This is a genomic window from Streptomyces sp. NRRL F-5135, assembly GCF_000719775.1.
Taxonomy (GTDB): domain Bacteria; phylum Actinomycetota; class Actinomycetes; order Streptomycetales; family Streptomycetaceae; genus Streptomyces; species Streptomyces hebeiensis.
On sequence record NZ_JOHR01000018.1, the window covers coordinates 128329 to 151298 of the forward strand.

Here is a 22970-nt window from a genome sequence, read left to right on the forward strand (position 1 = left end):
CGGCCCTCCGGGGTCTGTTCTCCACGGGGCCAGGCGAAATAAGCTCGATCTAAGCATGGACACCACGAAGTGGTCTAGTCCACAATGGTCACAGAAGCCTCCGCCCTCCCCGCACAGGAGAGCGGACCGAGGATCCGGCGCTCTCTGCCCTGACTGCGACGGGACCTCCTCCACGGCCGCGCGGGACCGCACACCCGACGGCCGTAGCAACTCCGGGCTGCGGTGCCGTACGGGCTGAGGGTCCCGTCGCGGCGCCGCGGCCCGCGGGTGTGCGTGGTGACCAGCGGATTCGGGACGCCGGCGGATGCGGGACGCCGACGGGCCCAGGGCGTCGGCGGGTTCGGACGTCAGCGGGTTCAGGATGTCAGCGGGTCTGCGGAGTCTTGGCCATCGTGCGCGGCACGTCCGGGTCCTGCCCCCGGATGAGCGCGAGTTCATACGCGAGGACGTGCAGCGGAAGGATCTCCAGCACCGGCTGGAGATCCTCGGGGATCCCCTCGGTCGGCAGGACGAACCCCGCCGCCGCCCGGTTCACCTCGGCCTCGGGCCCGACGACCGCGAGATCGGCCCCCCTGCCCCGGATCCGGACCAGAACCGGCCGCAGCGCGTCGCGGGCCCTGCCCTCCGGGACGACCGCGATCACCGGAGTGAGGTGGTCGATCATCGCGAGCGGGCCGTGCAGCAGATCCGCGCCCGAGTAGGGCAGAGCGGGCAGATAGCAGGTCTCCATCAGCTTGAGCGCCGCCTCCCGGGCGGTGGGGTAGCCGTAGCCCCGGGAGACCACGACCATCCGCTCGGCGAAGCGGTAGCGGTTGGCGAGTGCGCGCACCTCGTCCCGCCGGGCCAGGATCCGCTCGGCGAGGTCCGGCAGGGCGAGGGCCGCCACCCCGTCGCCGCCGCGCAGCCCCTCGCTGAGCAGGTAGAGGCTGAGGAGCGAGGCGATGTACGACTTGGTGGCGGGCAGCGCCCGTTCCTGGCCGGCCCGTACGTCGATGTGGAACTCGGCCACCCCGGCCAGCGCCGAGTCCGGGTCGTTGGTCAGCGCCAGCGTGATGGCGCCGGCGTTGCGGGCGGCCCACACCGTACTCACCAGATCCGGCGAACCGCCCCACTGGCTGACCCCGATGACCAGTACGTCGGTCAGTCGCGGCCGCGCCCCGTACACGGTGACCGTGGACATGGAGGCCAGCCCGCACGGCAGGCCGTGCCGGATCTCCAGCAGGTACTTGCCGTAGAGCGCCGCGTGGTCGGAGGTGCCCCGGGCGGTGAGCAGGGCGAACCTGGGGTGCCTGGCGGCGATCGCCTCGGCCGTCCGCCTGATGGGACCCGCCCCGTCCGTCAGGACCCGGCGCAGGACGTCAGGCTGCTCCGCGACCTCGGCGGCCAGAATCCGGCCCGGCCGCTCGCTGGCTCCGGCCGGAAAGGCGGCAGACATGGCTTGAGTGCCTCCACATCGGGCGACGGCACGGGCCCTCCCAGTCGACCATGGAGCCAAGGGGGCCGCCACCGGGCCGGGGGGGCGGGCCGCCACGGTGCGCCGCCGGAGGCCGCGGCCTGGCGGTGGGACGCCACCCCACTGCCGGACGGCCGCCCCTCTGATAGAATTGGTCTATACCATATCGTGGGAAGAGTCGTACGAGCCCTCTGATCAGATCGGCAGGCCCAGCGTGGAAGTCGTCATCGTTCAGGACGCCGCAGCAGGCGGCCAGCTCATCGCGGACAGCATCGCCGACCTGCTGCGCCGCAAGCCCGACGCGCTGCTCGGGGTGGCCACCGGCTCCACCCCGCTGCCCGTCTACCAGGCGCTCGCGGCGCGGGTCCGGGACGGCGCGGTGGACGTGTCCCGCGCGCGGATCGCCCAGCTGGACGAGTACGTGGGCCTGGCGCCCGGCCACCCCGAGTCCTACCGCTCGGTGGTGGAGCGGGAGGTGGTCGAGCCGCTGGGCCTCGCCCCGGACGCCTTCATGGGCCCCGACGGCAGCGCCACCGACGTGCAGGCCGCGTGCGAGCGTTACGACCGGGCGCTGGCCGAGGCCGGCGGGGTGGACCTCCAGCTGCTCGGTATCGGCACGGACGGACACATAGGTTTCAACGAGCCCTGCTCCTCGCTGGCCTCCCGCACCCGGATCAAGACCCTGACCCGGCAGACCCGCGAGGACAACGCGCGCTTCTTCGACCACCTCGACGACGTGCCGCACCACGTGATCACCCAGGGCATCGGCACGATCCTGGAGGCCCGTCACCTGGTCCTGCTGGCCACCGGCGAGGGCAAGGCCGAGGCGGTCGCCCAGGCGGTCGAGGGCCCGGTCGCCGCCTTCGTCCCGGCCTCCGCGCTCCAGCTGCACCCGCACGCCACGGTCGTGGTGGACGAGGCGGCGGCGTCCCGGCTGAAGCTCGCCGACTACTTCCGCGCCACGTTCGCGGCCAAGCCGGACTGGCAGGGCATCTGAGCCGACGGACGCCGGCCAGGCTCCGGCTCCGGCTCCGGCTCCGGCTCCGGCTCCGGGGCAGGTTCCCCGTCCGGAGCCGGGCCCGCACAGGGCTACCCGCCGTGGCCCGCGATGACCTCCGCCGCCGCCCGGCCGCAGACGCGTGCCGCGCCATGGGTGGCGATGTGCAGGGCGCCTCTCGGTCCGGCCCCGTTCAGCCCCATCTCGACCACCACCGTGTCCGGGCGCACGGCGAGCATGCGGTCCAGTACGCGGGACATCCAGGCGTGCCGGTGGAGGTCCCGTACGACGGCCACGACCGGGCGCTCCCCGGCCGCCCCGAGAATCCGCGCGGCCAGGGCGTCCGGGTCCGCTTCCCGCTCCGGGTTCGCGGCCGCGCCGTCGCCGCCGCTGTACGAGCCCGTCTCCGTACCCGGAAGCAGCCGTTCCAGCTCCGCCGCGACGCCCCAGGGGGTCTCGTCGCCCACCGCGATGTTCGCGACGGGCGCGAGGGCGGCGACGTACGGCGCCTCGGTGAGCGGGCCGGCCGAGCCCGTCACCCGTAGCGCGCGCCGGGCCGCGACCAGGCCGATCGCGGGGCCGGACGCGCTCCCCTCGGGGCCGGCCGCGGCCGGCCCCGAGGCCCCCCGCGCCCGGAGTGTCCAGTCGGCGAGGGCGCGCACCCGCGCGGCCGCGTCGGCCAGCCGCTCCTCGGGCAGGTCACCGCCGCGCACCGCGGCGACCAGCGCGTCCCGCAGGCGCAGTACGGTCGCCTCGTCCGCCAGACCGCCGCCCACGCAGATGGCGTCGGCGCCCGCGGCGACCGCGAGGACGGAGCCGCGCTCGATGCCGTACGTCTCGGCGATGGCCAGCATCTCCATGCCGTCCGTGACGATCAGCCCGTCGTACCCGAGCTCCTCGCGCAGCAGACCGGTCAGGATCCGCCGGCTCAGCGTCGCCGGGCGGTCCGGGTCCAGCGCGGGGAGCAGGATGTGCGCGCTCATGACGGCCTTGGAGCCGGCCGCGATGGCCGAACGGAACGGCCGCAGGTCGCGGGCGCGCACCGTGGCCGTGTCCACGTCGATGCGCGGCACCGCGTGGTGGGAGTCCGTGGCGGTGTCGCCGTGCCCCGGGAAGTGCTTGGTGCAGGCGGCGACACCGGCGCTCTGGAGTCCGCCGACGTACGCGGCGGTGTGCCGGGCGACCAGCTCCGGGTCCGCGCCGAAGGACCGGACGCCGATCACCGGGTTGTCCCGGTTGGAGTTGACGTCCGCGGAGGGGGCCCAGTTGAGATCGACCCCGCAGGCGGCCAGCCGCCGCCCGAGCTCCTGGGCCACGGCACGGGTCAGGGCGAGGTCGTCCACCGTCCCGAGCGCGTAGTTGCCCGGGAACGAGGAGCCCTGCCGGGTCTCCAGGCGGGTCACGTCGCCGCCCTCCTCGTCGATCGCGACGAGGACGTCCGCCCGCTCGGCGCGCAGCCGCGCGGTGAGCGCGGCGACCTGCTCGGGCGAGGAAACGTTACGGCCGAACAGGCCGACGGAGGTCAGGCCCTCGTCGATGCGCCGCAGCAGCCAGTCGGGCGGCGTGGTGCCGCGGAAGCCGGGCTGGAGGACGGCGAGGGCGTCCCGGGTGAGCGTGTCCGTACCGCGTGCGACAGTCGTCATGCCGGGCTATCCCTTCACCGCGCCGTCGGTGAGACCGCTGACCGCTTTTCGTTGGAGGAAGACGAAGAGGACCAGGACCGGAATCGCGAAGAGCGAGGACGCGGCCATCGTGGCGCCCCAGTCGTCACCGAACTGGCTCTGGAACTGGGAGAGCCACAGCGGCAGCGTCTGCGCCTCGGCCTGCTTGTTGAGGACCAGCACCAGCGGGAACTCGTTCCAGGCGGTGATGAAGCCGAACAGCGAGGTCGACATCAGACCGGGGGCGAGCAGCGGCAGGATCACCCGGACGAACGCCTGCGGCCGGGTGCAGCCGTCGACCATGGCGGACTCCTCCAGCTCACGGGGCACCGCGGCGACGAAGCCGCGCAGCGTGAGCATCGTGAAGGGCAGCACCATCACCATGTAGAAGAGTGTCAGCGGGACCAGGCTGTTGAGCATGTCGGCGTCGCGCACGATCATGTAGATCGCGATCACCATGACTTCCCAGGGCGCCATCTGCGCGATCATGAAACCGACGACGAAGCCCCGGCGGCCCTTGAACCGCATCCGGGCGAGCGCGAACGAACCAGCGAGCGCCAGGACGAGGGAGAACAGCACGGCGAGGACCGTGACGGTGAGCGAGTTGCCCACCAGCGTGAGGAAGTTCTCGGCGTTCACCGCCGTCTCGAAGTGCTCGAAGGTGATGTCCGTCGGGAAGAAGACCGGGTCCTCGGCCACGATGTCGGGCGTCGGCTTGAAGGCCGTCGCGAACATCCAGTAGACCGGGAAGACACAGAGGACGACGAGGACGACGGCTGTCGCGTTGGGCCAGATGCGGCCGAGAAGCGAGCGGTTCACAGCTCGTCCTCCCCTTGCTTGAGAACGATCCGCAGATGGAGCGAGGTCATGGCGAGCAGGATCACGATGGTGAGCAGCGCGATCGCCGATCCCATCCCGAAGTGCTGGTTGCCGATGCCCTCGATGTACGCGTAGACGGGCAGGATCTCGGTGAGCCGGTCGGGGCCGCCCTGGTTGATGGCGAAGACCTGCGCGAACGCCTTGAAGACCCAGATGACTTCCAGGAACGTGGTCGCGTAGAGGAAGGGCCGCAGGAAGGGCAGGGTGACCGAGGTGAAACCCTGCCAGGCCCCCGCCCCGTCGAGCGCGGCGGCCTCGTACAGCTCCTTGGGGATGGTGGTGGTGGCGGCGTAGAGGTTGATCGCGACGAACGGGATCGACTGCCAGACGATCAGGACCGTGATCACGAAGAACGTGGACAGCTGGTCGCCGGTCCAGTTGTAGTCCGCCATGGAGTGGAAGCCGGCCCGGTCGAGCAGCCAGTTGACGACGCCGTACCGCTGCGCGAACAGCCACTGGTAGACGGTGGTGGCGGCGATGACCGGCATGGCCCAGGCCAGTACGAGGGCGATCAGCAGGGTCACCCGCATCCGCCGGCCGAGCCGGGCCAGCAGCAGCCCGGTCAGGGTGCCGAGCACCATGATCAGTACGACGTTGGTGGCGGTGAACAGCAGCGAGCGGCCGGTGACGCGCCAGAAGTCGGAGCTGCCGAGGACCTCGGTGTAGTTGTCGACGCCGTTCCACTCGGTGAGATGCTGGATCAGCTGTCTCATGTTGAGGTTCTGGAACGACAGCATGCCGTTCTTGACCAGCGGCCAGCCGAGCAGCAGCAGCGTGGCCACCACCGCGGGCAGCAGCAGGAGGTACGGCGCGAGCGCCGCGGGTCTGCGCCGCGCGCCCCGCGGGTGCGGGCCGCCGTCGGCGCGTTGCGTGTCCTCCGTCGGCCGGGCAGGCGGCCGTTCGGTCTGCACGGTCATGCTCGCCATCTCTTCACCAGTCGGTACGGGACGCGTGTCGGTACCTGACGAATCGGGGAAAGCCCGCCGCCGGGCCGGTCCGGGTGCGGAACCGTCCCGGCGGCGGGAGGGGTCACTGCTTCTGCGCGAGGCGCTTGTTGAACTCGCCCTCGACCTGCGCGGCGGCCTCCGCGTGCGACTTCCCGTTGAGGAAGGCCGTCATGTAGGCCTTGATCGGGCTGGGGGCGTTCTCCACGGCGGCCCACTCCGGGATCAGCGGCGTGGTGCCGCCGACCTTGGCGGCCGGAGCGGCGGCCTCGGCGGCGGCGTTGCCCGCCAGCTGGTCCTGGAGCGCGTCCTTGTTCGGGATGACGCCGCCTTCCTTGGCGAGCTGTCCCTCGAAGGTGTCGGAGAGCGCGATCTTCAGGAACTCCTTGGCGAGTTCCTTCTTCTCGCTGCCCTCGGCGACGGCGAGGTTGGAGCCGCCGAGGAAGACGCCCTCGGGCTTGTCGGCGGTGTCACCGGGGATGGTGAAGTAGCCGATCTCCTTCTCGATGGCCGGGTTGGCCTTGATCGCGGTGGCCGCCTCCCAGCCCATGCCGAAGAAGGCGCCGGTCTTGCCCTTGGCGAAGACGTCGGCCTGCTGCGGGGTGGCCTCGTCCTTGTCCTTGGGCGCCTTGGAGTAGTCGGCGTACTTCTTGTAGAGGGCCATGGCCTCGCCGACCTTGGGGTCGGCCAGGTTGGAGACCCACTTGTCGCCGTCCTTCTTGACCAGGTCGGCGCCCTTGCCGATCAGCAGGCCGTCGAAGAAGTACCAGTTCTGGCCGGGCAGGTAGACGGGCTCGGCCTTGCCCTTCGCCTTGATCGCGTCGAGGGCCTTGAAGAACTCGTCGCGGGTCTTGGGCGGCGCGGTGACGCCGGCCTCCTTGAAGACCGACTTGTTGTAGATGACGACGCGGTTGGCGAAGTACCAGGGCGCGGCGTACTGCCGGCCGTCCACGACCGACGACTCGTTGAGGGACTCGGTCCAGTCGGCGCCGATCTCCTTCTTGAGGTCGGTCAGGTCGGCGAGTCCGCCGGTCTCCGCGTAGGCGGGGGTGTGCGTGTTGCCTATCTCGAAGACGTCCGGCGGGTTCGCCTCGGAGAGCGCCGTGGTCAGCTTCTGCTGGATGCCGTTCCACTGCTGGACCTCGAACTTCAGCTTGGCACCGGTCTTCTTCTCGAAGGCGGCGGTGACATCCTTGGTCCAGCCGTCCGGGGTGGAACCGTCCATGGCCCAGACCGTCAGCGTCTGGCCCTTGAACCCGTCGGCCCCCGTCTTCGCGTCCCCGTCGTCACCGGAACCGCACGCGGCGACACCGGCCAACATGCCGACGACACCTATCGCCGCGATGAGCTTGCGCTTCACGCCACCCTCCAATTCAGGGAATGATGCAACCCCCTGCCACCGCGAAGACTCAACGCCGGGTACCGCCGGGGCCGGGACCTGGTCAATAATGGTTTAGACCAGTAGACGGGAGCTTGGCCTAGGCCTTTATGGGTGTCAAGGGCTACAAGAAAGGGGCGTCAGGTCCGTTACCGGACCGACATCTCAGGGCTCCGGGACGGACCGGACACGGATCGGACACGGGCCGGAAGCAAGCCGTGGCACGGCCGGGGTCGGCCCGGTGACCGGACACCGGCGGAGGGCGGCGACGATCCGTGGCCGCAGCGTGCCACCATGTGAGCCGCGACAGACGGAGGAGCCGGTGACGGCAGCACAGGAGTCGGGGAGACAGGCGATGGCCACGGAAGCGAGCGGTACGGACACCGAGGGCGGACCCGCCACCCGTACGGCACGCGTACCGAAGTACTACCGGCTCAAGCGGCACTTGCTCGACATGACGCGCACACTGCCGCCGGGCACCCCGGTACCCCCGGAACGCACGCTCGCGGCCGAGTTCGACACCTCGCGCACCACCGTGCGGCAGGCGCTGCAGGAACTCGTCGTCGAGGGCCGGCTGGAGCGGATCCAGGGCAAGGGCACCTTCGTCGCCAAGCCCAAGGTCGCCCAGGCGCTCCAGCTCACCTCGTACACCGAGGACATGCGGGCCCAGGGCCTGGAGCCGGCCTCCCAGCTGCTGGACATCGGTTACGTCACCGCCGACGAGCGCCTCGCCGGGCTGCTCGACATCGCCCCGGGCGGCCGGGTGCTGCGGATCGAGCGGCTGCGCCTGGCCAGCGGGGAGCAGATGGCCATAGAGACCACCCACCTGTCGGCGAAGCGCTTCCCGGCGCTGCGCCGCTCGCTCGTGAAGTACACGTCGCTGTACACGGCCTTGGCCGAGGTGTACGACGTCCGGCTGGCCGAGGCCGAGGAGACGATCGAGACGTCGCTGGCGTCCCCGCGCGAGGCCGGGCTGCTCGGCACGGACGTGGGGCTGCCGATGCTGATGCTCTCGCGGCACTCGCTGGACGGCCGGGGCGAGCCGGTGGAGTGGGTGCGGTCGGTGTACCGGGGGGACCGGTACAAGTTCGTGGCGCGGCTGAAGCGGCCGGCACCGTGACCTGCGCCGTACCCCGGCCGCCGGCACCGTGACCCTGCGCCGTGCCCCGGCGGCCGGCACCGTCACAGGGCCGCCGGCACCGTGACCCGGCGGCCGGCGTCCGCCCTCCTGACCTGACGTCGTCACGTGTCCGCGCCCGCGCTTGTCGCGTTTCGGTACCGATACGTGGACAGGGGGGTGACGGTGATCAAACCCCTCGCCTAGATTTCCTGCGCGTCAACCGGAAGAACAGCGAGGGGACGGGCCGCCGTGTCAGAAGCTCCAGAAGAGAAACCGCCACCCACGATCACGCCCGTACGTGTGGTGATCGGTCTCTGTCTCCTCGCGCCCTTCGTGGCGATGCTCTGGGTGAGTTCGTACGCCAGGATCGAGCCCACCCTGATCGGTATCCCGTTCTTCTACTGGTACCAGTTGCTGTGGGTCCTCATCTCCACCGCGCTGACCATGACCGCGTACCAGCTCTGGAAGCGCGACCAGCGCTCCCGGCACGGAGGTGAGCGCTGATGAACGACGGTGTGAACGGCGTCGCGCTCGCCGTCTTCGTCTTCTTCTTCGTCGCCGTGACGGCCATGGGCTTCATGGCCGCACGCTGGCGCAAGGCCGAGAACGAGCACAGCCTGGACGAGTGGGGACTCGGCGGCCGCTCCTTCGGCACCTGGGTGACCTGGTTCCTGCTCGGCGGCGACCTGTACACGGCGTACACGTTCGTCGCGGTCCCGGCGGCCATCTACGCGGCGGGAGCGGCCGGCTTCTTCGCCGTGCCGTATACGATCCTCGTCTATCCGCTGATCTTCACCTTCCTGCCCCGGCTGTGGTCGGTGTCGCACCGGCACGGGTACGTGACGACCTCGGACTTCGTACGCGGCCGGTTCGGCTCCAAGGGCCTGTCGCTGGCGGTCGCGCTCACCGGCATCCTGGCCACGATGCCGTACATCGCGCTCCAGCTGGTGGGCATCCAGGCGGTGCTGGACGTGATGGGCGTGGGCGGAGGCGAGAACACGCACTGGTTCATCAAGGACCTGCCGCTGCTGATCGCCTTCGGCGTGCTCGCCGCGTACACCTACTCGTCGGGGCTGCGGGCGCCCGCGCTGATCGCGTTCGTCAAGGACACCCTGATCTACATCGTGATCGTCGTGGCGATCATCTACATCCCGATCAAGCTGGGCGGCTTCGACGAGATCTTCGCCAAGGCGGGCGACGCCTTCGCCGAGACCAACCCGGCCACCGGCCAGCCGCGCGGCGCGCTGGCGCCGGGCGACGCCGGGCACTGGGGGTACGCGACGCTGGCGCTGGGCTCCGCCCTCGCGCTCTTCATGTACCCGCACTCGATCACGGCGACGCTGTCCAGCCGCAGCCGCGAGGTGATCCGGCGCAACACGACGATCCTGCCGCTGTACTCGCTGATGCTGGGCCTGCTGGCACTGCTCGGCTTCATGGCGATCGCGGCCGGGGTGAAGGTGGACAACGGGCAGCTGGCGATCCCGCAGCTGTTCGAGAACATGTTCCCCGACTGGTTCGCGGGCGTGGCGTTCGCGGCGATCGGCATCGGCGCGCTGGTGCCCGCCGCGATCATGTCGATCGCCGCGGCGAACCTGTTCACCCGCAACATCTACAAGGACTTCATCAAGCCGGACGCGACGCCGGAACAGGAGACCAAGGTCTCCAAGCTGGTGTCGCTGCTGGTGAAGGTGGGGGCGCTGGTCTTCGTCCTGACCATGGACAAGACGGTCGCGATCAACTTCCAGCTGCTGGGCGGCATCTGGATCCTCCAGACGATGCCGGCCCTGGTCGGCGGTCTGTTCACCCGCTGGTTCCACCGCTGGGCGCTGCTCGCCGGCTGGGCGGTGGGCATGCTGTACGGCACGGTGGCGGCGTACGGCGTGGCCAGCCCGACGCAGAAGCACTTCGGCGGCTCGTCGGCGGAGATCCCCGGACTCGGGGAGATCGGTTACATCGGCCTGACCGCGTTCGTGCTGAACCTGGTCGTGACCGTCGTGGTGACGCTGGTCCTGCGGGCGGTCAAGGCCCCGGACGGCGTGGACGAGACGAGCCCGTCCGACTACACGGCGGACGCCGGGGACCCGGGCGTGAAGACGGAACTCCCGCCGGCCACGGCGGGCGACCCCGTCCACTGACCACCCCCGCACCACTCCTGTGCCCCAGCGGGCCGCCGGACGATCCGGCGGCCCGCTGCCGGTGTCAGGGGTCCATTCAGCGCACCCAGTTCTTGAGCTCCTCGGTCTCCAGGTGGATGCCCACGGGTTCGGGCGGCGTGATCTCCTTGCCGAACGGCACGATGCGCACGGTCCCGTACCGCACACCGTCCGGTTCGCTGTGCACCCGCACTTCGCCGTTCTCCCGGTCGACTGAGCCGACAGCCGAGCGTCGAAACAGCCATAGACACAACATCTGGGGGGTGTCACAGCACCCGGACACCAGATGTATGCTCGACCCGCTGTCGACGCAGGGGAACCCGGTGCGAGTCCGGGACTGTCCCGCAACGGTGAGCAGTGGTGCGCTCCGGCGTACCCGCGAGTCCGAGCACCTGCCGACGGCGCGCCCGGTCCGACCGTTCCGGGCGCGTGGACGTCCGGGCCTCGTGGATGGGCCGGTGGACGCCGTACGGTGCGCCGTCCCGACGCGGGCGGCACGGCCGCGCGTGCCCTCCGCTGCTCCTCCCGACGTTCCGGAGCCGAGCGAGGGAGAGCAACCACGTGACCATCGCGCCAGCCGATCCGGTGCCGGGCACAGCCGTCACACCCCCGGCCGCCGAGGTCCCCGTCGCCGGGGCCTCTGCCGGGGCGCGGGCCGACGACGGGCCGGGGACCGCGTTGCTGCGGACGCTGACGGACCTGACCGCCGATCTGCCGGACACCGACCCGGGCCGGGTGGCCGCCGCCGCGCTGCGCGGCCGGCACGCCCGCTCCGGCGAGGCGGAGCTGCGTGAGCTCGCCACCGAGGCCGCCGCCGGGCTGATCTCCGAGGACCCCGCCTACTCCCGGCTCGCGGCGCGGCTGCTGATCCGTACGATCGCCGAGGAGGCGGCGGGGCAGGGCGCGGTGTCCTTCTCCGCGTCCGTCGCGACCGGCCACCGCGAGGGCCTGATCGCGGACCGCACGGCCGCCTTCGTGGCCCGGCACGCGGACCGCCTCGACGCGCTGATCGATCCGGCAGCCGACGACCGCTTCGGTTACTTCGGCCTGCGCACGCTCTACAGCCGCTACCTGCTCCGTCACCCGCTGACCCGCCAGGTCATCGAGACGCCGCAGCACTTCATGCTGCGCGTGGCCTCGGGACTCGCCGAGGACGACGGTGCCGCGTCCGGGAACGACGGTGCCGCGTCCGGGAACGACGCCGGCGCGGCGGACGCGGCAGGCCAGGGCTCGGCCGGGAACAGCGGCGCCGTGGACGACGTCGCCGCCCTCTACGGGCTGATGAGCCGGCTGGACTACCTCCCGTCCTCGCCGACCCTCTTCAACTCCGGCACGCGCCACCCGCAGATGTCCTCCTGCTATCTGCTCGACTCCCCCCGCGACGAGCTGGACTCGATCTACGAGCGCTACCACCAGGTCGCCCGGCTCTCGAAACACGCCGGCGGCATCGGCCTGCCGTACTCCCGTATCCGCGCGCGCGGTTCGCTGATCCGGGGCACGAACGGGCACTCCGGCGGCATCGTCCCCTTCCTGCGCACCCTCGACTCCTCCGTGGCCGCCGTCAACCAGGGCGGCCGGCGCAAGGGCGCGGCCTGCGTCTACCTGGAGACCTGGCACGCGGACGTGGAGGAGTTCCTGGAGCTGCGCGACAACACCGGTGAGGACGCGCGCCGTACGCACAACCTGAACCTCGCGCACTGGATCCCGGACGAGTTCATGCGCCGGGTCGAGGCGGACGCCGACTGGTCGCTGTTCTCGCCGTCCGACGTGCCGGAGCTGGTCGACCTGTGGGGCGACGCGTTCGACGCCGCGTACCGGCGCGCCGAGGCCGCCGGTCTGGCCCTCAAATCCCTGCCCGCCAGGGAGCTGTACGGGCGGATGATGCGAACGCTCGCGCAGACCGGCAACGGCTGGATGACCTTCAAGGACGCGTCGAACCGCACGGCCAACCAGACCGCCGAACCCGGCAGCGTCGTGCACTCGTCCAACCTCTGCACGGAGATCCTCGAGGTGACGGACGACGGCGAGACGGCCGTCTGCAACCTCGGCTCGGTCAACCTCGGCGCGTTCGTCCTGGATTCCGGCGAGATCGACTGGGACCGGCTGGACGCCACCGTCCACACGGCCGTGACCTTCCTCGACCGGGTGGTGGACATCAACTTCTACCCGACCGAGCAGGCGGCCCGGTCGAACGCCCGGTGGCGCCCGGTGGGCCTGGGCGTGATGGGCCTCCAGGACGTCTTCTTCACGAAGCGGCTGCCCTTCGACTCGCCCGAGGCCGCCGCGCTGTCCACCCGTATCGCCGAACGGATCATGCTGGCGGCGTACGAGGCGTCCTGCGATCTCGCCGAACGCCACGGCGCGCTGCCCGCCTGGTCGCGGACGCGGACCGCGCGCGGCGTACTGCACCCGGACCACTACGACGTCGAACTCGCCTGGCCCGAGCGCTGGGCGGCCCTGCGGGCGCGCGTCGCCGCCACGGGCATGCGCAACTCGCTGCTCCTGGCGATCGCACCGACGGCCACCATCGCCTCCATCGCGGGCGCGTACGAGTGCGTCGAGCCGCAGGTGTCCAACCTCTTCAAGCGCGAGACGCTGTCCGGGGAGTTCCTCCAGGTCAACGCGTACCTGGTGCGGGACCTGAAGCGGCTGGGGGTCTGGGACGCCCGGACCCGCGAGGCCCTGCGCGAGTCCAACGGGTCGGTGGCGGGCTTCGACTGGATCCCGGCGGAGGTCCGGGCCCTGTACCGCACGGCGTGGGAGATCCCGCAGCGCGGGCTGGTCGACATGGCGGCGGCCCGTACGCCGTTCCTCGACCAGAGCCAGTCGCTGAACCTGTTCCTGGAGACGCCGACCATCGGCAAGCTCAGCTCGATGTACGCGTACGCCTGGAAGAAGGGCCTGAAGACGACGTACTACCTGCGCTCGCGCCCGGCGACCCGCATCGCCCGCGCGGCCCGGGCCGCCACCCCGGCCTCCGCCCCCGCCGTGCCCGTACCCGTACCCGTACCCGCCCAGCACGCGGCACCCGCTACCGCGCCCGAGGCGGACGCGATCGCCTGCTCCCTGGAAAACCCCGAGTCCTGCGAGGCCTGCCAGTGATGACCACCGGAACCACCGACACCACGACGCCGGACGCGGCGACGGCCCCCACCACACCGAAGAACCTGCTCGACCCGGGCTTCGAACTGACCCTGCGCCCCATGCGCTACCCGGACTTCTACGAGCGCTACCGCGACGCGATCAAGAACACCTGGACCGTCGAGGAGGTCGATCTCCACTCCGACGTGGCCGACCTCGGCAAGCTCTCCCCCGCCGAGCAGCACATGATCGGCCGGCTGGTCGCGTTCTTCGCGACGGGCGACTCGATCGTGTCGAACAACCTGGTGCTGACGCTCTACAAGCACATCAACTCGCCCGAGGCACGCCTGTACCTGTCCCGGCAGCTCTTCGAGGAGGCCGTGCACGTCCAGTTCTACCTGACGCTGCTGGACACGTATCTGCCCGACCCCGACGACCGGGCGGCGGCCTTCGCGGCGGTGGAGAACATCCCGTCGATCCGCGAGAAGGCGCGGTTCTGCTTCACGTGGATGGACTCGGTGGAATCGATCGACCGCCTGGAGACCCGGGCCGACCGCCGCCGCTTCCTGCTGAACCTGATCTGTTTCGCGGCCTGTATCGAGGGCCTGTTCTTCTACGGCGCCTTCGCGTACGTCTACTGGTTCCGCTCGCGCGGACTGCTGCACGGCCTGGCCACCGGGACCAACTGGGTGTTCCGGGACGAGACCATGCACATGAACTTCGCCTTCGACGTCGTGGACACCGTGCGCGCGGAGGAGCCGGAGCTGTTCGACGACACCCTGCGCCACCAGGTCACCGACATGCTGAAGGAGGCCGTCGAGTCGGAGCTCCAGTTCGCCCACGATCTGTGCGGGGACGGGCTGCCGGGCATGAACACGGCCTCGATGCGCGCCTACCTCCAGTGCGTGGCGGACCAGCGCCTGACGCGCCTGGGCTTCCCGGCGGTCTACGGATCGGAGAACCCGTTCTCCTTCATGGAGCTCCAGGGCGTCCAGGAGCTGACGAACTTCTTCGAACGCCGCCCGTCCGCGTATCAGGTGGCGGTGGAGGGAACGGTCGGCTTCGACGACGACTTCTAGTTCCGGCCGACCGTCGCGAATCACCCTGCCCTCGCCGCCGCTTAGAGTGCTCGTCATGAGTGCTCTCGCGCGGACGCGCCTGGTGGCGGGCGGGGCTGCGGTGCTGACGGTGGCCGCGGGCCTGGGGATCAGGGCCTTCGGGGCGGGGGACGTGGCCAAGTACGGGGGCGACGCGCTCTACACCGTGCTGGTCCATGTCCTCATCGTGCTGGCCCTCCCTCGCGTGCGGCCCTGGGGCGCGGCGGCGGGGGCGCTGGCCTTCAGTTGTGCGGTCGAACTGTTGCAGCTGACGGGAGTACCGGCGGACCTGGCCGGGCGGAGTGTCGTCGCCCGGCTCGTCCTCGGCTCCACTTTCAATGCGCCTGACCTGCTGTGGTACGCGCTCGGTGCGGCAGCCGCGGGGACGGCACACGCGGTGTGCGCGCGGCGGCCTGCACGGGCCGCTTCGGCAGGTCGGGGGTCTCGGCGGCGCGCAGAGCCCGGTCGATCGACAGCTCCTTGAGGTACCAGATCAGCGAAGGGACCGTCAGGAGAGCGAAGATGGCGGCGAGGGCGGGAATCGTCTGGATGTCCATGGCTCTACTGTCGCCGCTGCGAGCGCCGCAGAGCAGTGGCAGGACTGTCATCGAACCTCGAATTGCTGCCAGTTCGGTGGCAGACTGAGTTCATGCTGCAGAACGTCACCGCTGTCCTCCTCGACGGAGTGCATCCCTTCGAACTCGGCGTGGTCTGCGAGGTCTTCGGACTCGACCGCAGCGACGCGGGCCTGCCCGTCCATGACTTCGCGGTCGTCTCCGCCGAAGGGCCCGTCCTGAGCACGCACGCCGGGTTCACCATCGGCAATCTCCATGGCCTCGACCGGCTGGAGGAGGCCGACCTCATCGCCGTGCCCGCCGGCGCCGACTACGGGCGCCGGGAGTTCCCGCCGGAGCTGCTGGACGCCCTGCGCCGGGCCGTGGACCGGGGCTCGCGAGTGCTCAGCGTGTGCTCCGGCGTCTTCGTCCTGGGCGCCGCCGGGCTGCTGGACGGGCGCCGCTGCGCCAGCCACTGGCGGTACGCGGCGGAGCTCTCCCGGCTCCATCCACGCGCGATCGTCGAGCCGGACGTGCTCTACGTGGACGAGGGGCCGGTCGTGACCTCGGCCGGTACGGCCGCCGGCATCGACGCGTGCCTGCACCTCCTGCGGCAGGAGTACGGCCCCGAGACCGCCAACGCCGTCGCCCGCCGCATGGTGGTCCCGCCGCACCGCGACGGCGGCCAGGCCCAGTTCATCGAGCGCCCCCTGCCGCGCGACCGGTGCGACACGGTCGGCACGGTCCTCGGCTGGATGGAGCGGCATCTGGACCAGGAGATGACCGTCGAGCAGCTCGCGGCCCGCGCCCATATGTCGCCCCGCACGTTCGCCCGCCGCTTCCAGCAGGAGACGGGGACCACTCCGTACCGCTGGCTGCTGCGTCAGCGGGTGCTGCTGGCGCAGGAGTTGCTGGAGACGACGGACGAGACGGTGGACAGCGTCGCGAGCCGCGCCGGGTTCGGCAACGCGGCCGGGCTGCGCCACCACTTCCTGCGGACGCTGGGGACGACGCCGAACGCGTACCGGCGTACGTTCCGGGGCCCGTCCCACGCCGCGTGACGCCGGCCGGCGCGCCGCGCACGCCGAACCGGACGCCACGCACACGGAACCGGACCGGCACACGTCGTACCGGACGCGGCACACGTCGTACCGGACGCGGCACACGTCGTACCGGACGCGGCACACGCGGAACCCGGCGCACGCCGGGCCCGGCTCAGTCCTCGGGGCACAGGGCTCAGTCGTTGGGGACGGTCTCGTACCGCGGCTCGTTCTCCGCCATCTGCCGCAGCGCGTCCTTGCGGTCGCGCTTCGAGAGCCGGTCGATGTACAGCCGCCCGTAGAGGTGGTCCGTCTCGTGCTGGAGGCAGCGGGCGAAGTAACCGGTGCCGCGCACCTTGATCGCGTTGCCGTGGGCGTCCTGGCCGCGGACCACCGCGTAGTCGGGGCGCGGCAGCGCCGCGTACGCCGTCGGCACGGACAGGCAGCCCTCGTTGGAGTCGTCCAGGTTGCGCGCCTCGGGCGGCAGTTCCTCCAGGACCGGGTTGCAGACGGCGCCCACGTGCCGTACGCCGTCGTCGTCGGGGCAGTCGTAGACGAAGACCTTCAGGTCCACGCCGATCTGGTTGGCGGCGAGCCCCACGCCCTCGGCCGTGCGCTGGCTGGCGAACATGTCGTCGATCAGCGCGGCGAGCTTGTCGTCGAACTCCGTGACGTCCTGGCACTCCCGGTGCAGGACCGGGTTGCCGACGACGGTGATCGGCCGTGATGTGCCGCGCTCGCGGTGCGCCAGCTCACGCGCCTCGGCGTCCTCCGTGTCCACGACGAACCCGTCCTCGTCCACGGCGGTCCCGTCCCCCGGCCCGGTCACGGGAGCCTCGGGGGCCTCACTGTCCATCCGCTGGTCCGTCTCCTGCTGCGCCATCTCCGCAGTACGCCTTCCTCGGTACCCGATGCTGCTGCCACCCGCACGATCCGTGGGGTGCCGGTACAGCCTACGGGGAGCGCTCGGGGGCGCTCAGCGGGTTCGCGGTATCACCGAACGTCATGGCGTGCGCCGGGCCGGCCGGCTCTCCCCGGGTGGGCGGCGGCCCGCCGTACCGGTTTCGCGACCCGACACGGCCGGTCGGCCGGCCCGTCTCAGCAGACTTCCTCCAGGTCCCGCCACTCCCGGGTGTCCGGGCTGTCCGCCACCCATCCGTCGAGCAGCCCCCGCACCAGGCCCGGCGGCGCCGCGATCCCGCACTCCCGCTCCGGCGCCCACAGCTCGCCCGGCGTGCGGTGGCCCAGCGGGCCCGGGTGGCCCGGCTCGCTGTGGTCGTGCGGGTCGAGGTGCTCACCGTCGCCCTCCGCGCTGGGCATCCGGCTCTCCGAGCAGGCCCGGCACAGCAGCCGCACCGACGACGACCAGTCCTCGGCGGCGAAGCCCGCGTCGGCGGCCAGCCGTTCCAGCGCGTCCCGGTCCTCCTCCGTGGCCGCCTCCAGCAGCACCACCCAGGTCGGCACCGGCGAGGGCGCCCACAGTTCGATCTCGTCGAAGACCGGGTACGCGCGGGTGGCGCCGTCGGCGCTCGCGGCCGTCGTGCGCTCGCCGTTGGGCACGCCGTCGTGCAGGACGACCTCACCCCAGCGCCGGCCGGACGACGGCAGCGGGATCGACAGCACCTCGATCCTCGCGGGATCGAGCCGGCGGCCCCAGACGACCTCCGCCTCGCCCTCCGGCGACAGCCGGACGGCCGCACTGCCCAGCTCCATGCCCAGAGGCTCGCCGTTGGCCTCCTCGCTGTGCGGGTTGCCGGGCACCTTCAGGCCGTACGCCTGCCAGGCGCGCCGTGCCAGCGGCCAGTCCTGGAGCGCGGTGGCGGCGATGCCCACGTTCCACCAGTCCGGCGCGCCGGACTCCCGGTCCAGCAGCGCCACCGCCCGCAGACCCGCCGCGCGTGCCTGCTCCCAGTCGTGCCGGAACTTGTGCAGCAGCGCCAGGTTGAACCAGGACTCGGAGAGCCAGGGCTCCAGGTCCGCCGCGCGCGTCAGCAACGCCCCCGCGTCCTCGTACCGGCCGTCACCGATCAGCGTGAACGCGCGGTCGGTGGCCTGCCGCCACGAGGCGGAGGGCCGATGCCGTACCTTCCCGAAGATCCTCACGATTCCCGCCTGCCGGTCGCTCGGGTCAGTGCCCCGGACATCCTCTTCTTCGCATCCAACCATGCTCGGTCGGACGCCCGCTCATTACCCATGGGTCAACCCGTCCCACCTGGGGCCGGACCGCCTCGGGACAGGACCCGCGCAAGAGACTCCACCACCTCGGGCTGATAGTCGTACCCCGTCCCGAGGCGCAGCCGCTCCAGCGCGTCGAGCGGGCCGCTCGCTGAGGCACATTCCCCGGCCAGGTCGTCGTACGCATTGACGACGCGGACAATCCGGGCCGGCAACGGCTGTTCCCGGTACGGGTCGGCCTGCCGCTCCACCACCACCGCCACCGCGGCGGGGACGCCCGTCTGCCGGACCACCGCGCCGCCGAGCAGGGCGATGCGCCGCTGTTCGACGACGGGCAGGAGGGCCGTGGCGCCCTTCGGTACGGGGTCCACCAGGGAGAGCTGGCCGATGTCGTGCATGAGGGCCGCGTACTCCAGGACCGTCAGCTCGGTCCCTGAGAGTCCCAGCTCACGGCCCACGGCCAGACTGAGCTCGGCGACCCTGCGGGCATGGCCCTCGGGGGTGTGGCCGGCGATCTCCGTGGCCCGCGCCAGCGACGCGATGGTCTGGCGGTACGTCGCGCGCACCGCGGCGTACCGCCGGAAGGACAGCTGCGTCACCAGCAGGGGGACACAGCACACCGGCAGCGCCCAGAGCCCGGCGACGGCGACGCCGAGCGCGATCACCACGCCCGTGGCGCAGACCGCGGAACCGAGGTGCGGCAGCGCCCTGAGCTCGTCGCGGAGCAGCGGCCCGTAGGGGTGGCGGGTGCGGGCGCGCAGCAGGAGCGCGGTGAGTACGGCGTCGCAGAGCGCGGTCAGGGCCGGCAGCAGAAGCAGCACGGCGGCATGGCCCGGGCCCTCGCCGAACCGTTCCCGCAGACCGGCCGCGCCGTACAGCGGCCGGCAGCACACCGCGGCGAATCCGACGGCGATCAGCCGTCGCGCCAGGTGGTCGAGGCCACGGCCGCGGCTCCGGACGGCGTGCGGCGCGGCGCCGGCGAGGGAGCCCACCAGGACGACGGCGACGGTCTGGAACACGCCGTGCCCGGTCGGCTGCCCGGCGTTCTGACCGAGCAGGGTGTACGCGAGGGCCCCGGCGGCGCCGAGGGGCGCGGGCTCCCGCTCCCCCGGCAGCGCGCCGCCGCGGACCAGCTCACCGAGGGCGATCAGTACGCCGAAGGCGAGGGCGGCCCGGGGTTCGACGAGCCCGTGCCGGAGGGTGTGCGTGAGCGCGGCGACGGCGAGCGCGCCGGCGGCGCAGTACACGCCGAGCGGGGTGAGGACGGTGACGACCGTGAGGACGGCGCGCCGGCGCCCGCGCCGGGGCACCGTCCCGAGCAGGGCGGCGCTCATCGCGGTCCTCCGTGGGGAGTGGGTCCGCCCGCCGCCGTACGACGGGCCGCGACCGCGTCACCGCCCCTGGCCGCCCCGTCGCTCCGGGCCGCGCCACCGTTCCGGACGGCACCGCTGTCCCCGGCGGCACCGCTGTTCGCCGCCGCGTCGCCGTTCCCGGCGCGACCGTCGTCCGCGACCGCCGCGCCGCTGCCGACGGCGCGGCGGTCCTCGGCCACTCCGGGAGCGGCACGGTCCGCCGGGACGTTTCCTCTCGGCCCCCCGGCCCGTCCGGGCCCACCGTACCGATCGCTCCCCATGGCTCCCACGCCCCCGACGGTCCCGGCTGCCCCGCCCGATCCCGGCACCGGCCCCGCGCCCCGCGGTTCGTCCGCCGTCACCTCCGGCCGCCAGCCGTGCCGGTCCAGCGCCCGCGCCAGCGCCCCCACCATGTCCGGGTCGAACTGCGTCCCCGCGCACCGTTGGAGCTCCGCCACCGCCGCGGCCACCGGGCGCCCCCGCCGGTAGGAGCGGGTCGAGGTCATCGCGTCGAAGGCGTCCGCCACCGCGACCACCCGCGCGGACTCGGGGATCCGGCGCCCCGCGAGGCCGTGCGGATAGCCGCTGCCGTCCAGCCGTTCGTGGTGGTGCAGGATCGCCGCCCGCGCCTCGCCCAGGAAGTCGATGCCGCGCACCATCTCGTGCCCGTACTCGGGATGCAGTTCGATCACCCGCCGCTCCTCCGGCGTCAGCGGGCCGTCCTTGCGCAGCACCCGGGTCGGCACGCCGAGCTTGCCGACATCGTGCAGGATCCCGGCGAAGCGGAGCATCTCGATCCGCCCCCTCCCCATGCCCAGCTCGCGGGCGATCAGTACGGAGGCGTGGCCCACGCGCTCGCTGTGCCCGCGCGTGTACGCGTCCTTGATGTCGACCGCCTGGACCAGCGCCCGGATGGTGGCCTGGTGGGCGGCGCGCTCGTGGTGGTACTGGGCGAGCACCCAGCACGAGATGTACATCGGGAGCAGCACGAAGAACGCGGACAACGGGCCGTAGGGACCGCGCCAGAGCACCGCCATCATCAGCCCGGCGAGCGCGTGCACGCCGTGCGGGACGAGCGAGTGCAGCAGCGGCCCGCGCCGGGCGGCGGCCGGGGGCATCCGTTCCGCGGTGACGAGGATGCCGCGGTCCAGCGTGGTCAGCACCGCCCAGAAGGTCAGCGCGGCGGCGGCCGTGGGCAGCAGGACGTACGGGAAGTCGGGCGCCCCGGCGCCGTCGGCGCCTCCGCCGAGCGGAGGCGGCCCGCCGCACAGCGCCTGTGCCCGGGCGGCCGCCCAGGTCGCGACGGAGAGCTGTGCGGCCCGCCAGAGACGCCGGGCGCCCTTCGGCCGCCGCTCGACCCGGCCGAGGAGCGCGCCGGGCACGGCCACGAGCGCCGCGGCCGCGGGCGGCAGCAGGAAGGCCGCCGCGAGCAGGACGGGAAAGAACGCGCCGGTCATGACCGGCGCCGCGCCGCCGAGCACCCGCCCCAGGAGCCGGCGGCGTACGGGCAGCTCGCAGATCGCGTAGAGAGCGGCGAGCAGGGCCACCGTCCACCAGGGGGTGCCGGGGCGCAGCGCCGGTCCGGCACAGGCCGCGGCGCATACGGCGGTGAGCAGGATGTACGCCCGTGCCACGCCCGGAATGGCCCTCACGCGTCCTCGCCCCTCTCGGCCGGGCCCAAACAGACGGTCAGGCTAGCGAGTTGTGCGATCAGGAACCGGTGTACAGCGGCGATTAGCACCTTCGAGTGACATACACCGCGACATGCGGTGCTATAAGCACAACAACGTCATGGAGAAGACGGGGCACAGAAGACGGCGAAGACGGCGCGCAGAAGACGTCATGCGGCGGGACGGCACGCCGACGGCGAACAGCGGTGGAGTCGGACGGACACGCGGAAGGGGCGGACCGCACACGATGCGATCCGCCCCCTGCCACACGCCCCTGTACGCGCCCCGCGGCCCGTTACGCCATGTCCGCGGCCCGTTACGCCGTGCCCGCGCCCCGTTCCCCGGGCGACGCCGGGAAATCGACGCCCGCTGTCGCGGTCACGTCATGCTCGGGCACGGTCTGCCCCGCCCTGATCAGTTCGATCCGGCCCATCACCTTGGACCGCAGGTCGGCCGGCACGTCGTCATGCCCGCAGCACCGCTTGACCAGCTTCTTCACGGCCTGCTCCAGGCCGTACTTCTCCAGGCACGGCGAGCACTCCTCGAAGTGCACCTCGAACTTGGTGCAGTCGCTGTCGGGCATCTCATGATCGAGGAACTCGTAGAGATGGTCGAGAACCTCGGCGCAATCCGTCTCGTGCGGCTCTCCGCAGCTCATGAGCCCGAGCCTTTCCCGTCGTTCGACGACTCTCCGACACCCGCCGGTACCAGCCCGCGGTCACGGGCGTAGTCCTCCAGCATGCCGCGCAACTGACGGCGGCCGCGGTGCAGTCGCGACATGACCGTACCGATGGGTGTCCCCATGATGTCCGCGATCTCCTTGTAGGCAAACCCCTCGACATCGGCGAGGTACACGGCGATGCGGAACTCCTCGGGAATCGCCTGGAGCGCTTCCTTCACATCGGAGTCCGGCAGGTGGTCGAGAGCCTGCGACTCGGCGGACCGCAGACCGGTCGACATGTGCGACTCGGCGCGCGCCAGCTGCCAGTCCTCGATCTCCTCGGCGGCGCTGCGCTGAGGCTCCCGCTGCTTCTTGCGGTACGAGTTGATGAAGGTGTTCGTGAGGATGCGGTACATCCACGCCTTGAGGTTCGTGCCCTCGCGGAACTGGTGGAAGGAGCCGTACGCCTTGGCGTAGGTCTCCTGCACCAGGTCCTCGGCGTCCGCCGGGTTGCGCGTCATGCGCAGCGCCGCCGAGTACATCTGGTCGAGGTAGCCCAGGGCGTCCCGCTCGAACCTCGCGTTGCGCTCGGCGGTCGTCTCGGTCGCCTCCGCCGTCTCTTCGATCTCGCCGCGGCCGTCGTCGGTCGCTCCGTCGCTCCCAGTGACCTGACCCACCTCCTCCAACGCTGTGGCGGGGCCGAAACCGGACCCACGTGAGTCGGAGAATAGTCGACCTTGCCGTCCGGAGGCCTC

Annotated in this window: 19 protein-coding genes, 2 pseudogenes and 1 riboswitch; of the genes and pseudogenes, 8 read left to right on the forward strand and 13 right to left on the reverse strand. The window is 71.7% G+C overall.

Translation table 11 applies throughout. The features are described from left to right. Window positions 1-364: 364 nt before the first annotated feature. Window positions 365-1435: an SIS domain-containing protein gene (locus IG02_RS0128405; protein WP_030754170.1), complete on the reverse strand. Its 1071-nt coding sequence runs from the start codon at window positions 1433-1435 to the stop codon at window positions 365-367. 232 nt (window positions 1436-1667) lie between these two features. On the opposite strand from IG02_RS0128405, the gene nagB reads away from it, so the two are divergent. After that, window positions 1668-2450: a glucosamine-6-phosphate deaminase gene (gene nagB, locus IG02_RS0128410; protein ID WP_030754172.1), complete on the forward strand. Its 783-nt coding sequence runs from the start codon at window positions 1668-1670 to the stop codon at window positions 2448-2450. A gap of 92 nt (window positions 2451-2542) precedes the next feature. Here the strand turns inward: nagB and IG02_RS0128415 are convergent, their stop codons facing one another. The 4 genes from IG02_RS0128415 to IG02_RS0128430 all read right to left on the reverse strand — a co-directional run bounded on the left by IG02_RS0128415 (window position 2543) and on the right by IG02_RS0128430 (window position 7294). Beyond that, window positions 2543-4093 carry a glycoside hydrolase family 3 protein gene (locus tag IG02_RS0128415; protein WP_030754174.1) on the reverse strand — a complete coding sequence of 517 codons (1551 nt, stop codon included), beginning with the start codon at window positions 4091-4093 and terminating at the stop codon, window positions 2543-2545. Between the two features lie 6 nt (window positions 4094-4099). Beyond that, the gene (locus IG02_RS0128420; protein ID WP_030754178.1) at window positions 4100-4930 is read right to left on the reverse strand and encodes a carbohydrate ABC transporter permease; all 831 of its coding nucleotides are present in this window, start codon (window positions 4928-4930) and stop codon (window positions 4100-4102) included. Then, window positions 4927-5907: a carbohydrate ABC transporter permease gene (locus IG02_RS0128425; protein ID WP_030754181.1), complete on the reverse strand. Its 981-nt coding sequence runs from the start codon at window positions 5905-5907 to the stop codon at window positions 4927-4929. Before IG02_RS0128425 ends, IG02_RS0128420 begins: the two co-directional genes overlap by 4 nt. Window positions 5908-6019: 112 nt before the next feature. Continuing rightward, on the reverse strand, window positions 6020-7294 hold the full coding sequence (locus IG02_RS0128430) for an extracellular solute-binding protein (RefSeq protein WP_030754183.1): 1275 nt from the start codon (window positions 7292-7294) through the stop codon (window positions 6020-6022). Between the two features lie 373 nt (window positions 7295-7667). Here IG02_RS0128430 and IG02_RS0128435 point away from each other — a divergent pair, with 373 nt between their 5' ends. The 3 genes from IG02_RS0128435 to mctP all read left to right on the forward strand — a co-directional run bounded on the left by IG02_RS0128435 (window position 7668) and on the right by mctP (window position 10567). Next, the gene (locus tag IG02_RS0128435; protein WP_030754186.1) at window positions 7668-8432 is read left to right on the forward strand and encodes a GntR family transcriptional regulator; all 765 of its coding nucleotides are present in this window, start codon (window positions 7668-7670) and stop codon (window positions 8430-8432) included. A gap of 249 nt (window positions 8433-8681) precedes the next feature. Beyond that, a complete protein-coding gene (locus tag IG02_RS0128440; RefSeq protein ID WP_078854903.1) occupies window positions 8682-8936 on the forward strand; it encodes a DUF3311 domain-containing protein in 255 nt (84 codons plus the stop codon). Continuing rightward, entirely contained in the window at window positions 8936-10567 is a 1632-nt protein-coding gene (mctP, locus tag IG02_RS0128445; RefSeq protein ID WP_030754191.1) for a monocarboxylate uptake permease MctP, read from the forward strand. The genes IG02_RS0128440 and mctP overlap by 1 nt, the downstream gene beginning before the upstream one ends. 76 nt (window positions 10568-10643) lie before the next feature. Here mctP and IG02_RS43150 read toward each other — a convergent pair whose 3' ends face one another. Continuing rightward, complete coding sequence (locus IG02_RS43150; RefSeq protein ID WP_324604755.1) at window positions 10644-10778, reverse strand: hypothetical protein; 135 nt, start codon at window positions 10776-10778, stop codon at window positions 10644-10646. Between the two features lie 121 nt (window positions 10779-10899). Beyond that, window positions 10900-10978, forward strand: a riboswitch (cobalamin riboswitch). A gap of 168 nt (window positions 10979-11146) precedes the next feature. On the opposite strand from IG02_RS43150, the gene IG02_RS0128455 reads away from it, so the two are divergent. From IG02_RS0128455 to IG02_RS43980, 3 genes and pseudogenes are all read left to right on the forward strand, one after another. Further along, window positions 11147-13687, forward strand: coding sequence for a ribonucleoside-diphosphate reductase subunit alpha (locus IG02_RS0128455; protein WP_030754193.1), 2541 nt, complete (start codon window positions 11147-11149; stop codon window positions 13685-13687). Beyond that, window positions 13687-14745 carry a ribonucleotide-diphosphate reductase subunit beta gene (locus tag IG02_RS0128460; RefSeq protein WP_051765838.1) on the forward strand — a complete coding sequence of 353 codons (1059 nt, stop codon included), beginning with the start codon at window positions 13687-13689 and terminating at the stop codon, window positions 14743-14745. The genes IG02_RS0128455 and IG02_RS0128460 overlap by 1 nt, the downstream gene beginning before the upstream one ends. Before the next feature lie 55 nt (window positions 14746-14800). Next, window positions 14801-15076 (forward strand): annotated as a pseudogene (locus tag IG02_RS43980) (DUF2809 domain-containing protein); the annotation flags it as partial. 22 nt (window positions 15077-15098) lie between these two features. Here the strand turns inward: IG02_RS43980 and IG02_RS43985 are convergent. Then, window positions 15099-15320, reverse strand: a complete 222-nt coding sequence (locus tag IG02_RS43985; protein WP_030754198.1) for a hypothetical protein — start codon at window positions 15318-15320, stop codon at window positions 15099-15101. A 92-nt stretch (window positions 15321-15412) separates the two neighbouring features. Between IG02_RS43985 and IG02_RS0128470 the strand changes: the two genes are divergently transcribed. Beyond that, window positions 15413-16378 (forward strand): helix-turn-helix domain-containing protein, encoded by a 966-nt coding sequence (locus IG02_RS0128470; RefSeq protein ID WP_030754201.1) that lies wholly within the window; start codon window positions 15413-15415, stop codon window positions 16376-16378. 175 nt (window positions 16379-16553) lie between these two features. Here IG02_RS0128470 and def read toward each other — a convergent pair whose 3' ends face one another. The 6 genes and pseudogenes from def to IG02_RS0128500 all read right to left on the reverse strand — a co-directional run bounded on the left by def (window position 16554) and on the right by IG02_RS0128500 (window position 22892). After that, window positions 16554-17240: a peptide deformylase gene (gene def / locus IG02_RS0128475; protein WP_030754202.1), complete on the reverse strand. Its 687-nt coding sequence runs from the start codon at window positions 17238-17240 to the stop codon at window positions 16554-16556. A gap of 215 nt (window positions 17241-17455) precedes the next feature. Beyond that, window positions 17456-18460, reverse strand: a complete 1005-nt coding sequence (locus IG02_RS0128480) for a tetratricopeptide repeat protein (RefSeq protein WP_030754205.1) — start codon at window positions 18458-18460, stop codon at window positions 17456-17458. A 95-nt stretch (window positions 18461-18555) separates the two neighbouring features. Continuing rightward, entirely contained in the window at window positions 18556-19866 is a 1311-nt protein-coding gene (locus IG02_RS0128485; protein WP_234314939.1) for an HD-GYP domain-containing protein, read from the reverse strand. Window positions 19867-20162: 296 nt separating this feature from the next. Then, window positions 20163-21536 (reverse strand): annotated as a pseudogene (locus IG02_RS0128490) (HD-GYP domain-containing protein); the annotation flags it as partial. A gap of 334 nt (window positions 21537-21870) precedes the next feature. Further along, complete coding sequence (gene rsrA / locus IG02_RS0128495; protein ID WP_030754212.1) at window positions 21871-22212, reverse strand: mycothiol system anti-sigma-R factor; 342 nt, start codon at window positions 22210-22212, stop codon at window positions 21871-21873. Further along, window positions 22209-22892 carry a sigma-70 family RNA polymerase sigma factor gene (locus IG02_RS0128500; protein ID WP_030754214.1) on the reverse strand — a complete coding sequence of 228 codons (684 nt, stop codon included), beginning with the start codon at window positions 22890-22892 and terminating at the stop codon, window positions 22209-22211. The genes rsrA and IG02_RS0128500 overlap by 4 nt, the downstream gene beginning before the upstream one ends. Window positions 22893-22970 lie beyond the last annotated feature (78 nt).

What these genes read in the sequence shown, in the direction of transcription:
- IG02_RS0128405 (WP_030754170.1), bottom strand. Translation starts at nt 1,435, where the DNA reads ATGTCTGCCGCCTTTCCGGCCGGAGCCAGCGAGCGGCCGGGCCGGATT.
- IG02_RS0128415 (WP_030754174.1), bottom strand. Translation starts at nt 4,093, where the DNA reads ATGACGACTGTCGCACGCGGTACGGACACGCTCACCCGGGACGCCCTC.
- IG02_RS0128425 (WP_030754181.1), bottom strand. Translation starts at nt 5,907, where the DNA reads ATGACCGTGCAGACCGAACGGCCGCCTGCCCGGCCGACGGAGGACACG.
- IG02_RS0128435 (WP_030754186.1), top strand. Translation starts at nt 7,668, where the DNA reads ATGGCCACGGAAGCGAGCGGTACGGACACCGAGGGCGGACCCGCCACC.
- mctP (WP_030754191.1), top strand. Translation starts at nt 8,936, where the DNA reads ATGAACGACGGTGTGAACGGCGTCGCGCTCGCCGTCTTCGTCTTCTTC.
- IG02_RS0128460 (WP_051765838.1), top strand. Translation starts at nt 13,687, where the DNA reads ATGACCACCGGAACCACCGACACCACGACGCCGGACGCGGCGACGGCC.
- IG02_RS43985 (WP_030754198.1), bottom strand. Translation starts at nt 15,320, where the DNA reads ATGGACATCCAGACGATTCCCGCCCTCGCCGCCATCTTCGCTCTCCTG.
- IG02_RS0128470 (WP_030754201.1), top strand. Translation starts at nt 15,413, where the DNA reads ATGCTGCAGAACGTCACCGCTGTCCTCCTCGACGGAGTGCATCCCTTC.
- def (WP_030754202.1), bottom strand. Translation starts at nt 17,240, where the DNA reads ATGGCGCAGCAGGAGACGGACCAGCGGATGGACAGTGAGGCCCCCGAG.
- IG02_RS0128485 (WP_234314939.1), bottom strand. Translation starts at nt 19,866, where the DNA reads ATGAGCGCCGCCCTGCTCGGGACGGTGCCCCGGCGCGGGCGCCGGCGC.
- rsrA (WP_030754212.1), bottom strand. Translation starts at nt 22,212, where the DNA reads ATGAGCTGCGGAGAGCCGCACGAGACGGATTGCGCCGAGGTTCTCGAC.